The sequence below is a fragment of the Rhodopseudomonas sp. genome (assembly GCF_036404135.1).
Classification (GTDB): Bacteria; Pseudomonadota; Alphaproteobacteria; order Rhizobiales; family Xanthobacteraceae; genus Rhodopseudomonas_A.
Map to the genome: position 1 here is coordinate 1 of NZ_DASWPE010000097.1, position 13,029 is coordinate 13,029.

The 13,029-nt window shown below is 65.8% G+C and carries 12 protein-coding genes; 6 read left to right on the forward strand and 6 right to left on the reverse strand.

Going from position 1 to position 13,029, the window contains the following annotated elements:
• Positions 1–49: 49 nt before the first annotated feature.
• The 6 genes from dnaN to VGC77_RS11440 all read left to right on the forward strand — a co-directional run bounded on the left by dnaN (position 50) and on the right by VGC77_RS11440 (position 7,057).
• Positions 50–1,168, forward strand: coding sequence for a DNA polymerase III subunit beta (dnaN, locus tag VGC77_RS11415; RefSeq protein ID WP_331171729.1), 1,119 nt, complete (start codon positions 50–52; stop codon positions 1,166–1,168).
• Positions 1,169–1,244: 76 nt separating this feature from the next.
• On the forward strand, positions 1,245–1,604 hold the full coding sequence (locus tag VGC77_RS11420) for an endonuclease domain-containing protein (protein ID WP_331171683.1): 360 nt from the start codon (positions 1,245–1,247) through the stop codon (positions 1,602–1,604).
• A 105-nt stretch (positions 1,605–1,709) separates the two neighbouring features.
• A complete protein-coding gene (gene recF, locus VGC77_RS11425; RefSeq protein ID WP_331171684.1) occupies positions 1,710–2,849 on the forward strand; it encodes a DNA replication/repair protein RecF in 1,140 nt (379 codons plus the stop codon).
• 172 nt (positions 2,850–3,021) lie between these two features.
• The gene (locus VGC77_RS11430; protein WP_331171685.1) at positions 3,022–4,062 is read left to right on the forward strand and encodes a calcium-binding protein; all 1,041 of its coding nucleotides are present in this window, start codon (positions 3,022–3,024) and stop codon (positions 4,060–4,062) included.
• Positions 4,063–4,298: 236 nt separating this feature from the next.
• Entirely contained in the window at positions 4,299–6,740 is a 2,442-nt protein-coding gene (gene gyrB, locus VGC77_RS11435) for a DNA topoisomerase (ATP-hydrolyzing) subunit B (protein ID WP_331171686.1), read from the forward strand.
• A gap of 23 nt (positions 6,741–6,763) precedes the next feature.
• Positions 6,764–7,057 (forward strand): hypothetical protein, encoded by a 294-nt coding sequence (locus VGC77_RS11440; RefSeq protein ID WP_331171687.1) that lies wholly within the window; start codon positions 6,764–6,766, stop codon positions 7,055–7,057.
• A gap of 119 nt (positions 7,058–7,176) precedes the next feature.
• Here VGC77_RS11440 and VGC77_RS11445 read toward each other — a convergent pair whose 3' ends face one another.
• The 6 genes from VGC77_RS11445 to ccoG form a co-directional block, all read right to left on the reverse strand.
• Entirely contained in the window at positions 7,177–7,686 is a 510-nt protein-coding gene (locus tag VGC77_RS11445) for an Lrp/AsnC family transcriptional regulator (protein WP_331171688.1), read from the reverse strand.
• 209 nt (positions 7,687–7,895) lie between these two features.
• Positions 7,896–8,219, reverse strand: coding sequence for a hypothetical protein (locus VGC77_RS11450; protein WP_414709647.1), 324 nt, complete (start codon positions 8,217–8,219; stop codon positions 7,896–7,898).
• A gap of 388 nt (positions 8,220–8,607) precedes the next feature.
• Positions 8,608–8,787: a cbb3-type cytochrome oxidase assembly protein CcoS gene (gene ccoS / locus VGC77_RS11455; protein WP_331171689.1), complete on the reverse strand. Its 180-nt coding sequence runs from the start codon at positions 8,785–8,787 to the stop codon at positions 8,608–8,610.
• 3 nt (positions 8,788–8,790) lie between these two features.
• Complete coding sequence (locus tag VGC77_RS11460) at positions 8,791–10,986, reverse strand: heavy metal translocating P-type ATPase (protein ID WP_331171690.1); 2,196 nt, start codon at positions 10,984–10,986, stop codon at positions 8,791–8,793.
• 9 nt (positions 10,987–10,995) lie between these two features.
• Entirely contained in the window at positions 10,996–11,496 is a 501-nt protein-coding gene (locus VGC77_RS11465) for a FixH family protein (RefSeq protein ID WP_331171691.1), read from the reverse strand.
• Positions 11,497–11,517: 21 nt separating this feature from the next.
• Positions 11,518–12,975 carry a cytochrome c oxidase accessory protein CcoG gene (gene ccoG / locus VGC77_RS11470; protein ID WP_331171692.1) on the reverse strand — a complete coding sequence of 486 codons (1,458 nt, stop codon included), beginning with the start codon at positions 12,973–12,975 and terminating at the stop codon, positions 11,518–11,520.
• Positions 12,976–13,029 lie beyond the last annotated feature (54 nt).

Genomic DNA, 13,029 nt, shown 5'->3' on the forward strand with positions numbered 1-13,029 from the left:
CCATTACATGTCCAAACATGCTGTGGATCTGGATCGGGCGGGTTTTGCAATGAAGGTCACCGTCGAACGCGCGCAACTCCTGAAATCGCTGGGCCACGTCCACCGCGTGGTCGAGCGGCGCAACACGATTCCGATTCTCGGCAACGTGCTGCTGCGCGCCGAAAAGGGCCGGCTGTCGCTGAAGGCGACCGACCTCGACCTCGAAGTGACCGAGACCCTGCCGGCGGAGACCGCCACCGGCGGCTCGACCACGGTGCCGGCGCACATGTTCTACGACATCGTGCGCAAATTGCCGGACGGCTCGCAGATCGTGCTGGAAGGCGACGGCGACCGCTCGGTGCTGGCGATCCGCGCCGGCCGCTCCCGCTTCACGCTGCAGACGCTGCCGGAAAACGACTTCCCCGATCTCGCCGCCGGCGAGATGACGCATTCCTTCACGCTCAGCGCCGCCGACGTCAAACGGCTGATCGATCGCACCCAGTTCGCGATCTCGACCGAAGAAACCCGCTACTACCTCAACGGCATCTATCTGCACAGCGCCGGCACCGCCGCGGCTTCGACGCTGCGCGCGGTGGCCACCGACGGCCATCGGCTGGCGCAGGTCGATCTGCCGCTGCCGTCCGGCGCTGCGGGCATGCCCGGCGTGATCGTGCCGCGCAAGACCGTCGGCGAAGTGCAGCGCCTGATCGAAGACACCGAGGCCGCAATCGGCATTGAACTGTCGGTCGGCAAGATCCGCTTCACGCTCGGCGACGTGGTGCTGACCTCGAAATTGATCGACGGCACCTTCCCGGATTACGGCCGGGTGATCCCACAGAACAACGACAAGGAACTGATCGTCGACAAGAAGGACTTTGAGGCCGCGGTGGACCGCGTCTCGACGATTTCCTCGGAGCGTGGCCGCGCGGTGAAGCTGGCGCTCTCCGCCGGCAAGCTGGTGCTATCGGTGACCAATCCGGATTCCGGCAGCGCCACCGAGGAGCTCGAGGTCGACTACGCCTCCGACGCGCTCGATATCGGCTTCAACTCGCGCTACCTGCTCGACATTGCCGCGCAGATCGAAGGCGAGGTCGCGGTGCTGAAGCTCGCCGATCCCGGCTCGCCGACGCTGGTGCAGGACAAGGACGCCAAGGGCGCGCTCTACGTGCTGATGCCGATGCGGGTGTGATGGCACGAGGTTGATTTTTTCCCTCTCCCCTTGTGGGAGAGGGTGCCCGAGCGCAGCGAGGGCGGGTGAGGGGTTGATGGCGCAGAAGCCGCATCACTTGACCACAACAAAACGCCTGCGCGGCTTCGCCCGGAATATGCGTCGGCAGCCGACCGACGCCGAAGCGCGCATGTGGCGGCTACTTCGGAGCCGGCGTCTGACGAACTTCAAGTTTCGTCGGCAGGTGCCGTTTCAGAACTTCATCCTGGACTTCGTCTGTTTCGAGCATTCTGTAGTGATCGAGATCGACGGCGGTCAACACGCGTCGTCGCGGCAGGATACGGCGAGGGATGCGATGCTGAGTGCGCACGGCTTTCGCGTGTTGCGCTACTGGAACGACGACGTGCTGCTGCGACCATCGGCGGTGCTGGAAGATATTCTGGCAAGGCTCAGATAAGGTCGCGACGGCACCCCTCACCCGGCACCTTGCTCCGCAAGGCGCCACCCTCTCCCACAAGGGGAGAGGGAAGAATTCCCGCGGCATCACTCACCTAAATCAACCATGACCGTCTCCAAGATCCATCGCCTGACGCTGACGCATTTCCGCAACTACCGCGCGGCGAGCGTGACGACGCGCAGCGACGTCGTGGTGCTGGTCGGGCCGAACGGCGCCGGCAAGACCAATTGCCTGGAGGCGATTTCGTTGTTGTCGCCGGGCCGGGGCTTGCGCCGCGCCACGCTCGACGACATCGCCGACAATCAGGGCGATGGCTCCTGGGCGGTGTCGGCCGAAGTCGAAGGCGCGCTCGGCCTCGCCACGCTCGGCACCGGGATCGATCCGCGCAGCGACAATGTCGCGACCAGCCGGCGCTGCCGGATCGACCGCGAGAATGTCGGCTCGGCGGCGGCGTTCGGCGATCATCTGCGCATGGTGTGGCTGACGCCGGCGATGGACGGGCTGTTTCTCGGCGCAGCCTCGGAGCGGCGGCGGTTCTTCGACCGGCTGGTGCTGGCGATCGACAGCGAGCATTCCTCGCGGGTGTCGGCGCTCGACCGCAGCCTGCGTTCGCGCAACCGGCTGCTCGAGCAGCGCAGTGGCGACGCGCATTGGCTCGACGCGATCGAGCGCGAGACCGCCGAGCTCGCGGTGGCGGTGGCTGCGATGCGCGGCGAGACCGTGACGCGGCTCGCCGCGGCCTTGGCACAACGCGGCGGCAACTCGGCATTTCCCTCCGCCAGCATCGCGCTCGACGGCTGGATGGAAAACGCGCTGCGCAATGAGCCTGCCACCGCGGTCGAAGACCGCTACCGCATGGCGCTGCGCGACAACCGCGCCCGCGACGCCGCCGCCGGCCGCACGCTCGACGGCCCGCACCTCACCGACCTGCGGGTGCTCTACACGCCAAAGAACATGCCAGCGCGCGACGCCTCCACCGGCGAACAGAAGGCGCTCCTGATCGGACTGGTGCTGGCCCACGCCTATCTGGTGGCTGAGATGACCGGCATCACGCCCTTGTTGCTGCTCGACGAGGTGGTGGCGCATCTCGATCCGGCGCGCCGACGCGCATTGTTCGACGAATTGGCGAGCCTCGGCGCACAGATCTGGCTGACCGGCGCCGATCCCGCCGCCTTCGCCGATCTTGGCGCCGGCGGCGAAGTTTTCGAGGTCGACAGCGGCCGCATCGCGCGGCGCGGCGTGTAGCAGGCGATTACTCCACCCGGCTTGAGTAGTAGCCGGCGCTGGTCGATGACAAACTGTCGCAGTTCGGCGGGCGGCGGCGTTTACCTGGCCTTCATCATCACGGGGGATCGTTCGACAGCCGTCGGTGGAGCTAGATTCCGTCTCCGCGGCGGCGTCATGAAGGACGCCTCCGATGTACGTCGCCGCCTCGCACCAGACCTCCGGTCATAGCCTCAGCGCGCTCCTGAACCCGGCCACCGAAGCGGCGGCGCGGCAGAACGCCAACAGCGACGCGTCGGACAGCCAGGCTCTGGACGCCGCTGCGGCGAAAGCCACCGCGACTCCAGCGACCAGGATCGAGATCTCAGCCCGCGCGAAACAATTATTGGCCCGCGCCAACGCCGAGCAGACCGTGGTGCTGCGGTTGTTGGCGCAGATCAACGCGCTGCGACACGCCGCGTCGTCGACGGGCGCCGCTGCCTATGACAACGCCAATATCACAACCGGCGCCAGCGACGACGTCATCGACGCCTATCGCTATGCCACCATCAATGCCGGCGACGGCAACAACAAGGTCTCCACCTACGACCACGCCACCGTCTCCACCGGAGCCGGCAACGACGACATCGACACCTATGGCTGGTCGACCGTGAATGCCGGCGACGGCAACAACAGGGTTTCCACCTACGACCACGCCGCCGTCTCCACTGGCGCCGGCAACGACGTCATCAGCACCTATGGCTGGTCGATCGTGAATGCCGGCAACGGCAACAACAAAGTCGACGCCTACGACCACGCCACCGTCTCCACCGGCGCCGGCAACGACGTCATCAGCAGCTATGGCTACGCCACCATCAACGCCGGTGCCGGCAACGACAGGATCGACAGCGGCGATTACTCCACCGTCAGCGGCGGCGACGGCAACGACGCCATCGCGGTCGGCGGCTATTCCAGCGTCAGCGGCGGTCGCGGCGACGATTCGATCCGGATCAGCGGATCCAACGCCAGCGTGGCGTTCGACCGCGGCGACGGCCATGACGTGATCCGCTCCAGCGGCGACCTGACGCTGGCAATCAGCGGCTATTCGCAATCCGACGTCAGCGTGACGCGTAATGGCGGTACCGCGGTGGTCAGCTTCAAGGGCTCCGACGATTCGATCGTCCTGAATCTCGACGGCAACGCCACAGCGACGCTGAGCTTTGCCGACCATTCGACGCTGAACCTCAGCGTGTAACAGGCCGCTGTGGCGGCCTCCTCGGGCCCGCCGGGGGCCATTTTGGCGCGACAAAACCGGGCTTGCCGGGGCTCCTAAAATGGCCCCTTCGGGCCTTGAAAAACCGGCAAAAAATCCCATTTATTCAACAACTTGTTGGACGCGACTTTGCGCTAGGCGCGTGGCTCCTTTCGTGGCACAAAGGCGCGGTTGAGACGAATTTTTCGCGTTGATTCGACGCATCCCAAAGGCCCCTCATGACAGAACCCGCCCGGCAGCCGATTGCCGAACCCGAACCGTCCGCCCCCAGCGAATATGGCGCGGAATCGATCCGGGTGCTGAAGGGCCTCGACGCGGTGCGCAAGCGCCCCGGCATGTATATCGGCGACACCGATGACGGAAGCGGCCTGCACCACATGGTCTATGAGGTGGTCGACAACGCCATCGACGAAGCGCTGGCCGGCCACGCCACTGCGGTCGAGGTGGTGCTGAACGCCGACGGCTCGGTGACGGTGCGCGACGACGGCCGCGGCATCCCGGTCGGCATCCACAAGGGCGAGGGCGTTTCCGCGGCCGAGGTCATCATGACCCAGCTGCACGCCGGCGGCAAATTCGACCAGAACTCCTACAAGGTGTCGGGCGGTCTGCACGGCGTCGGCGTCTCGGTGGTCAACGCGCTGTCCAGCAAGCTGCAGCTGCGGGTCTGGCGCGACGGCAAGGAGCATTTCATCGAATTCGCCCATGGCGACGCGGTGGCGCCGCTGGTGGTGGTCGGCGACTCCAACGGCAAGCGCGGCACCGAGGTGACGTTCCTGGCCTCACCGGAAACCTTCACCCACATCGAATATGATTTCGCCACGCTGGAGCACCGGCTGCGCGAGCTCGCCTTCCTGAATTCCGGCGTTACCATCGTGCTGTCCGACCTGCGCCACGCGGTCGAAAAGCGCGAAGAGATGATGTATCGCGGCGGCGTCGAGGAATTCGTCAAATATCTCGACCGCAACAAGAAGGCGATGGTGCCCGCGCCGATCATGATCGCGGCGGAACTGAACGGCATCGGCGTCGAGGCGGCGCTGTGGTGGAACGACAGCTACCACGAGAACGTGCTGTGCTTCACCAACAACATCCCGCAGCGCGACGGCGGCACCCATCTCGCCGGCTTCCGCGGCGCGCTGACCCGGCAGGTCAACGGCTATGCCGACGTCATCGCCAAGAAGGAAAAGATCGCGCTGACCGGCGACGATTGCCGCGAGGGCTTGACCGCGGTGTTGTCGGTGAAGGTGCCGGACCCGAAATTTTCCTCGCAGACCAAGGACAAGCTGGTGTCCTCGGAGGTCCGCCCGGTGGTCGAGAACGTCTTGAACGAGGCGCTCGCCGCGTGGTTCGAGGAACATCCCGCCGAGGCCAAGGTGATCGTCGGCAAGGTGATCGAAGCCGGCGCCGCCCGCGAAGCCGCGCGCAAGGCCCGCGAATTGACCAGGCGCAAGGGCGCGCTCGATATCGCCTCGTTGCCGGGCAAACTTGCTGATTGCCAGGAACGCGACCCGGCGAAATCCGAACTGTTCATCGTCGAGGGCGATTCCGCAGGCGGCAGCGCCAAACAGGGCCGCAACCGCGAATTCCAGGCGGTGCTGCCGTTGCGCGGCAAGATCCTCAACGTCGAGCGCGCCCGGTTCGACAAGATGCTGGGCTCCGAGCAGATCGGCACGCTGATCACCGCGCTCGGCACCGGCATTGGCCGCGACGATTTCGATATCAGCAAGCTGCGCTACCACAAGATCATTCTGATGACCGACGCCGACGTCGACGGCGCGCATATCCGCACGCTGCTGTTGACGTTCTTCTTCCGGCAGATGCCGGCGCTGATCGAGGGCGGCTTTCTCTATATCGCGCAGCCGCCGCTCTACAAGGTGACGCGCGGCAAGTCCGAGCAGTACCTCAAGGACGAGCGCGCGCTGGAAGATTACTTGATCGAGACCGGGCTCGACGACTGCGTGTTCAAGCTCGCCTCGGGCGAGGACCGCAGCAGCCGCGACCTGCTGGCGCTGGTGGAAGACGCCAGGCAGATTCGCGGCACGCTGCACAATCTGCACAGCCGCTACAATCGCAGCGTGGTCGAGCAGGCGGCGATCGCCGGCGTGCTCAACCCGCGCGTCACCGGCGATCTTGCCACCGCCAACGAGGCCGCGGCCTATATCGCGCGCCGGCTCGACGCGCTCGCCGACGAGGTCGAGCGCGGCTGGATCGGCCGCTTCACCGAGGGCGAAGGCTTCAGCTTCGAGCGCACGGTGCGCGGCGTCAAGGACGCAGCGACGATCGACGCCGCATTGCTGTCGTCGGCCGACGCGCGCAAACTCGACGAATACGCCGCCGCTCTGCAGGAGGCCTATCCGCGGCCCGGGCTGCTGCGCCGCAAGGACACCGAGACGCCGATCCACGGCCCGGTCAGCCTGTTCGAGGCGGTCACCGACGCCGGGCGCAAGGGCGTGGCGCTGCAGCGCTACAAAGGCCTCGGCGAGATGAATCCGGAGCAGCTCTGGCACACCACGCTCGACACCAATGCGCGCTCGCTGCTGCAGGTGAAGGTGCGCGAGGTCGACGAGGCCGACGACATCTTCACCAAGCTGATGGGCGACGTGGTGGAACCGCGCCGCGAATTCATCCAGGACAATTCGCTGAGCGCCAACGTCGACGTGTAGGGCCTTTGATGAGCGGGAGCTGGATGGAGCGGACTTGGATCAGCAAGACCGGGCTGAGCCTGTGCGCCATCTACTTGATCTTTGCGGCAGCTATGCTGATTGCGGGATCAACTGCTGACCCGAAGGGAGCCTACGTATTGGGCCAAATCGCCTGCCTGCCGGTTTTTCTCTTGATCACGGCATTCGGCCTCGATCAATTTGTGGCCGGGCAGCCGTGGCTCAACAATTACACGACATTGATCGTCCTCAGTCTTGTGATCCTCTATGGCCTCGGCTGGGTGATCGGAGCGGTGACGTCCGGATCACGTCGCGGCTAGCACCAGGCGCCCCGGAATGACGGCTTCCTTTCGGTTCAGCGCATCGAGTCGATCACAAGCTGCGCCGACAACCGCCGCGGCGTGACGGCACGCCGGCGGGAAATGATGCGCGCAGCCGCTTACGCCGCTTCCAGCGCCGGCACCGGCAGCGCGGTGACCGACTTGATCTTCTCCATCGCAAAGCGCGAGGTGACGTTCTTCAGCGCCACCGCGCTAATCAGCTTCTTGTAGAACACGTCGTAGCTGCGCATGTCGGCGACCACGACGCGCAGCATGTAATCGACGTCGCCGGCCATGCGGTAGAATTCGATCACTTCCGGCATCGCGCTGACGGCCTCGGCGAATTTCTTCAGCCAGGCATCGGAGTGATCGCCGCTTTCGATCGACACGAACACCGACAGCCCGAGCCCGATCTTGTTCTGATCGACCAGCGCCACCCGGCGCATGATGATGCCGTCGCTTTCCAGCCGCTGGATCCGCTTCCAGCACGGCGTCGACGACAGCCCGACGCGGTCGCCGATCTCGGCCACCGAGAGCGATGCATCCTGTTGCAGCACCGTCAGAATCTTGCGGTCAATGGCATCGATCCGGCGATGCGATTCAACCGGAGGGAGTGCGAGATCGGTCATAACTAGAACTTTCTTCTAAAACAACGGTCGTTATGTATCATACTTGGGAGATTATTTCTCGCAAGCGTTATTTTTGGTCATCGCCGGGGAGGATCGCGCGGCGCTGGTGAGCGCCGGCAGGGACCGGCCCAACGCGCGCCGGCCGCGGCCGGCCCGGGCGATCGCGCCCGAGCGGCAGCGGCGGTGATCCGATCGCGGCATCGACAGCGTCAGCTGGCGATGCGGTGGTCGCCGAACGCCGGGCGGCTGCGGCGGTTATCCAGCGCCGAGGCATGACGCAGCGCCGCCTTGTGGGCGTCGCTCGGCGAGCGGAAGCCGCGGCCGTCGAGATCGTTGAAGTCGTGGGTGGCGGCATGGAAGCGGAAATAGCGACCGTCACGGACGACGATGCCGGCGGCGCGAGAACGGACTTCGATGATGAATGCGCTGGATGCATTGGACATGACAAACCCGTCGCCGGGCTCAACGGCCGGCGCCTTTCTGGTTCGTAGCAAGGAAAAGGGGTGAAGCGGTCGAAGCGGCAGCTTCAACAACAACAGCTCGGCCAGCGCGCCTCACCGATCGCGGTGACAACACGTGACAGCAAGGCTGAAATCCTACGTCGGAACGACATCGCAAATCCCCATCCGACCAGCGCCCCGATCATTCGATCACAGGGCAGGATCGTTTTGTCCGACCGCACACCCGCCTGAGCGGCTCCTCGATCGACCGGATGAATGGATTTCGTCCGATCTCGGCCGTGAAGTCAACAAGGCCCGAAAAATAAGCCGATCCTTCCGCAGGCGGCGCGCGGCGCGAAATAATCAGTGGTGGCGAGTGCCGAAATACGAAATCACCTGCTGCGCATCCCGATCGAAGTTTCAGCCCGAAACACGCACTCGCAAATCACCCGGTCGCGGGCCGACGCGGAGCCCGCCCGAACTACTCCTTATGCGGCGCGACCGGCGCGGGAGCCTGCGGCGGCTCGTCGTCGAAAATCGCCCGCCACGCCGCGCCGTCGAGATCCTCATATTGACCGCTGCGCAGCGACCACAGAAACCCGATCAGCCCGACCAGCCCGAGCCCGAGCGCCAGCGGCACCAGGAACACCATGACTTCCATGAGCTAATCTCCCTGGCCGGCATGGCGCGCGCGAATTGCGTTCAGCATCACCAATAGCGAGGATCCCGACATCGCCACCGCGGCGATCAGCGGCGTGGTCAGTCCGGCGATCGCGATCGGCACCGCGAGCACGTTGTAGCCGACCGCCAGCGCCAGATTCTGCCGCATCAGCCGCATCGCCTTGCGCGAATAGTCCACCGCGGCCAGCACCGGCGCCAGCTCCTTGCCGAGGAACACCAGGTCAGCGGTAGCCTGGCTGAGATGGGTGGCGCTGATCGGCGACATCGACACCGAGGCGGCGGCGAGCGAGGGCGCGTCGTTCATGCCGTCGCCGACCATCATCACCTTGCGGCCCTGCCGCTTCAGCGCCTCGATATGCGCGATCTTGTCGCCGGGCTTGACCCCGGCCTGCCAGACGCTGATGCCGAGCGCGTCGGCGGCGTGGCGCACCGCGGGCTCGCGGTCGCCCGACAGCATCTCGACCGCAATGCCGTGCTGCTGCAGCGCGGCGATCACCGCAGCGGCATCCGGCCGCAACCGCTGCCGCACCGCGAATACGGTGCGCTCGGTCGCGCCGCGGCTGAACGCCACCACCGAGACTTCCGGATCCTGGCTGAGGATCTCGTTGGCCAGCGCTTCGGCGTGGCAATAGGCCGGGCTGCCGAGCTTGACCTCGGCGCCGCCGACGAAGCCGCGCACGCCCTGGCCGGGCTCCTCGATCACGTCGGCGAGCGGCGATTTGGCGCCGGCGGCGCGCGCCACTGCGGCGGCGACCGGATGATGGCTGGCCAGCGCCAGCCGGCCGGCCAGGCTGAACACTTCGGCCGGCACGCTTTGCGCATTGACCACGTCGAGCTCCGGCAAGGTCAACGTGCCGGTCTTGTCGAACACGATGGTGTCGACACCGGCGACGCGCTCGATTGAGTCGCCGGAATTCAGAAGCACGCCGGCGCGGAACATGGCGCCTGCGGCGACCGTCTGCACCGCCGGGATCGCGAGCCCGAGCGCGCAGGGACAGGTGATGATCAGGACCGCGATCGCGGTGACAATGGCGTCGTGCCAGGAGGCGCCCCACGCCACCCAGCCCAGCATGGTCAACAGCGCCGCGGCGTGCACCACCGGCGCATAGAGCCTTGACGCGCGATCGGCGAGCCGGACGTAGTGCGAGCGCGCCTGCAGCGCGTTCTCCAGCAGCCGGGAGATTTCCGACAGCAGCGTGCCCTCGGCGGCGGCCGCCACCCGGACCCGCAAGCTGCCGGAGACGTTCAGCGTGCCGGCGTAGACCTGGGTGCCGCGCTCGGCCTGCACGTGCAGGGTCTCGCCGGTGATCAGGCTCTGGTCGATTTCGGAGCGGCCCTCGATGACGCTGCCGTCGACCGCGCAGCGCTGGCCGGGCCGCAGCAGCACGATGTCGCCGGGCTCGATCGCGGCGATCGGCACTTCGCGGATCTCGTCGGCGCCGAAGAATTTGGTGGCGGTCTCGGCCTTCAGCGCGGCGAGATTGCCGGCCACCGCGCGGGTGCGCTGGCGCATCTTCTGGTCGAGAAAGCGCCCGGCCAGGAGGAAGGTCAGCAGCATGATCGCGGCGTCGAAATAAGCGTGTTCGGCGTGGTTGATGGTCTCGACCAGCGACATCGCCAGCGCCAGCGTGACGCCGATGCAGATCGGCACGTCCATGTTGACGCTGCGCGCGCGCAGCGCGCGGAACGCGGAGATGAAGAATGGCTGGCCGGCATAGGCGGCGCAGGGCAGCACCACCAGCGCCGACAGCCAGTGGAAGAAATCGCGGGTGTCCTGCGTCATGTCGGAGCCGGCCCACACCGGCACCGACAGCATCATCACGTTCATCGCAGCGAACGCCGCGACGCCGAGGCAGGTCAGCAGGAATTTCGAGCGGTCGGCCTCGTCGAGCTCGGCGCGCACCGGCTCGAACGGATAGGCCTTGTAGCCGAGCTCGGCCAGCCGATCGATGAATTGCGCGGGGTCGAGCGCGCCCTTCTTCCATTCGATGGCGAGGCGGCGGTCGGTGAGATTGACGCGGGCGCGGGTGACGTCGGGCATCGCCGACAGCCCGCGTTCGATCTTGGCCATGCAGCCGGCGCAGCTGACGCCTTCGACCGCGAGGTCGAGATGCGCGATCTGGGCATCGACGTCTTTGACGTAATGCGAAAAATCCCGCGTCATCAGCGTGCTGGTCATGGTGGTCTCCTAGTTCAGAACCAGGCGATTTTTCGACAGAAACACCCGGTTGCCTGTGGAATCGCCCTCGATCACCAGGTCCCATTGTCCCGGCGAGACCCCCGCAGCGTTACCACGATAAACCCCGTCGCCGATCTCGGCGAGCATCACGTCCTTGTCAGCGCGCTTGTCGGCGGGCCGCTCCAGCCGTCCGGAAAACGTCAGGCCCGCGAGCGGGGCGCCGTTGCGGTCGCGGGCCTCGACCCGCAGCGACGCCGTGCCGTCCGGCTGGCGTTCGACGCGGGCGTCGACCCGCCAGTCGCGCTGCGCCTGATCGCGCGCCGCGGCGATCTCGTGGCTGTAGCCGATGCTGGCAGTATAGGAGCTATCGACCTCGGTGCCGGGCAGCGTCTTGATCGCCAGCGTCATCATCGTCACGTTGACACCGACGACCACCGCGAAGAAAGCCAACAGCGCAGCGAGCACGACGCCTCCGCTCAACGGCCGCGCCGACGACATTGGCTTGCTCATGGAAGGCTCCGCGGTTGCGCTTCAGGGGAGGACGAAATTGTCGCTGGCCGAGGCCACTTCGCCGAGGCCGATGTCGGTAATGTGGAATTTCACCGGCGTCGACGGCGCCAGCTTAGCGTCGGGGCTGGACGTCACCAGCACCCGCAATTCGGTGGTCTGGTCGCGGCCCAGCACGATCGCCGGCCGCTCCGGGGTGAGCGAATCCATGCCGACGACATGCACCGTGGCGTCGGGCGGTCCCTCGACGTCGATCGCGATCACCCGATCGAAGCCGCGCTTGTTGAGCAGCCGCATGGTGTAGGCGTTGCGCACCGAACCGTCGCTGAGCCGCACCGCCAGCGGATTGCGGTCGTGCAGCACGTTGACGTCGAGCAGGGTCCGCGTCATCAGCGCATAGAGCATGATCGCGCCGACGCCGACGATCAGCGCCGAATACACCACGGTGCGCGGCCGGACCATCCGGAACACTTCCGGCTTGCCCTCCATCCGGCGGTGGATGTTGATGTCGTTGTCGTAGCCGATCAGCCTGGTTTCCCGGCCGACCTTCTTCATCACCGCGTCGCAGGCGTCGATGCACAGCCCGCACTGGATGCAATCGAGCTGCGAGCCGTTGCGGATGTCGATGCCGGTCGGGCACACCGCGACGCATTGATTGCAATCGACGCAGTCGCCGACCTTTTCACCGAGCGCACGGGCCTGCTCGGCCTTTTTCAGCGAAGTGCGCTTTTCGCCGCGGTCATACTTGTAGGTGACGTTGAGCGCCCATTCGTCGGTCAACGCCGCCTGGATCCGCGGCCACGGGCACATGTAGACGCAGACCTGTTCGCGCATAAAGCCGGCGAGCAGATAGGTGGTCGAGGTCAGGATCGCGATCCAGATGTAGGCGATCATCGGCGCCTGGAAGGTGACGAGCTCCTTCACCAACGTCGGCGCGTCGGCGAAATACAGCACCCAGGCGCCGCCGGTCCACCACGCGATCAGAATCCAGATCGAGTGTTTCAGCACCAGCTCGGCGCCGCGCTGCAGCGTCAGGCCTTCGGCGGCCTTCTTCATCCGTTCGCGGCGATCGCCCTCGATCAGCCGCTCCACCGCGTAGAACACGTCGGTCCACACCGTCTGCGGGCACAGATAGCCGCACCACACCCGGCCGCCGAGCGAATTCATCAGGAACAGGGTGATCGCGGCGACGATCAACAGCCCGGTGAAGTAATAGATTTCCTGCGGCCACAGTTCGATGAAGAAGAAGTAGAACCGGCTGTTGGGCAGATCGATCAGCACCGCCTGGTCGGGCGCGCCGATGCCCCGGTTCCAGCGCACGAACGGCAGGAAGTAATAGATCCCGAGGCAGATCGCCATCAGGTACCATTTGATACGCCGGAAGGTTCCCGAAACACGCTGCGGGTAGATCTTCTTCTGAGCCACATAAAGCGGCCCGTCGGGGTCCGTTTGCAGGTCTTTCGGCAGCACGGGCTTATTCATGATGAGGTATATCTCGCGTCGATTGAGCGTGAGCCTTAAGCTCACTCTCATGGG

Excerpts from the sequence above, each read along its gene's own strand:
- dnaN (WP_331171729.1), top strand. The coding sequence starts at position 50 with ATGAAGGTCACCGTCGAACGCGCGCAACTCCTGAAATCGCTGGGCCAC.
- VGC77_RS11420 (WP_331171683.1), top strand. The coding sequence starts at position 1,245 with ATGGCGCAGAAGCCGCATCACTTGACCACAACAAAACGCCTGCGCGGC.
- recF (WP_331171684.1), top strand. The coding sequence starts at position 1,710 with ATGACCGTCTCCAAGATCCATCGCCTGACGCTGACGCATTTCCGCAAC.
- VGC77_RS11430 (WP_331171685.1), top strand. The coding sequence starts at position 3,022 with ATGTACGTCGCCGCCTCGCACCAGACCTCCGGTCATAGCCTCAGCGCG.
- gyrB (WP_331171686.1), top strand. The coding sequence starts at position 4,299 with ATGACAGAACCCGCCCGGCAGCCGATTGCCGAACCCGAACCGTCCGCC.
- VGC77_RS11440 (WP_331171687.1), top strand. The coding sequence starts at position 6,764 with ATGGAGCGGACTTGGATCAGCAAGACCGGGCTGAGCCTGTGCGCCATC.
- VGC77_RS11445 (WP_331171688.1), bottom strand. The coding sequence starts at position 7,686 with ATGACCGATCTCGCACTCCCTCCGGTTGAATCGCATCGCCGGATCGAT.
- ccoS (WP_331171689.1), bottom strand. The coding sequence starts at position 8,787 with ATGGAAGTCATGGTGTTCCTGGTGCCGCTGGCGCTCGGGCTCGGGCTG.
- VGC77_RS11460 (WP_331171690.1), bottom strand. The coding sequence starts at position 10,986 with ATGACCAGCACGCTGATGACGCGGGATTTTTCGCATTACGTCAAAGAC.
- VGC77_RS11465 (WP_331171691.1), bottom strand. The coding sequence starts at position 11,496 with ATGAGCAAGCCAATGTCGTCGGCGCGGCCGTTGAGCGGAGGCGTCGTG.
- ccoG (WP_331171692.1), bottom strand. The coding sequence starts at position 12,975 with ATGAATAAGCCCGTGCTGCCGAAAGACCTGCAAACGGACCCCGACGGG.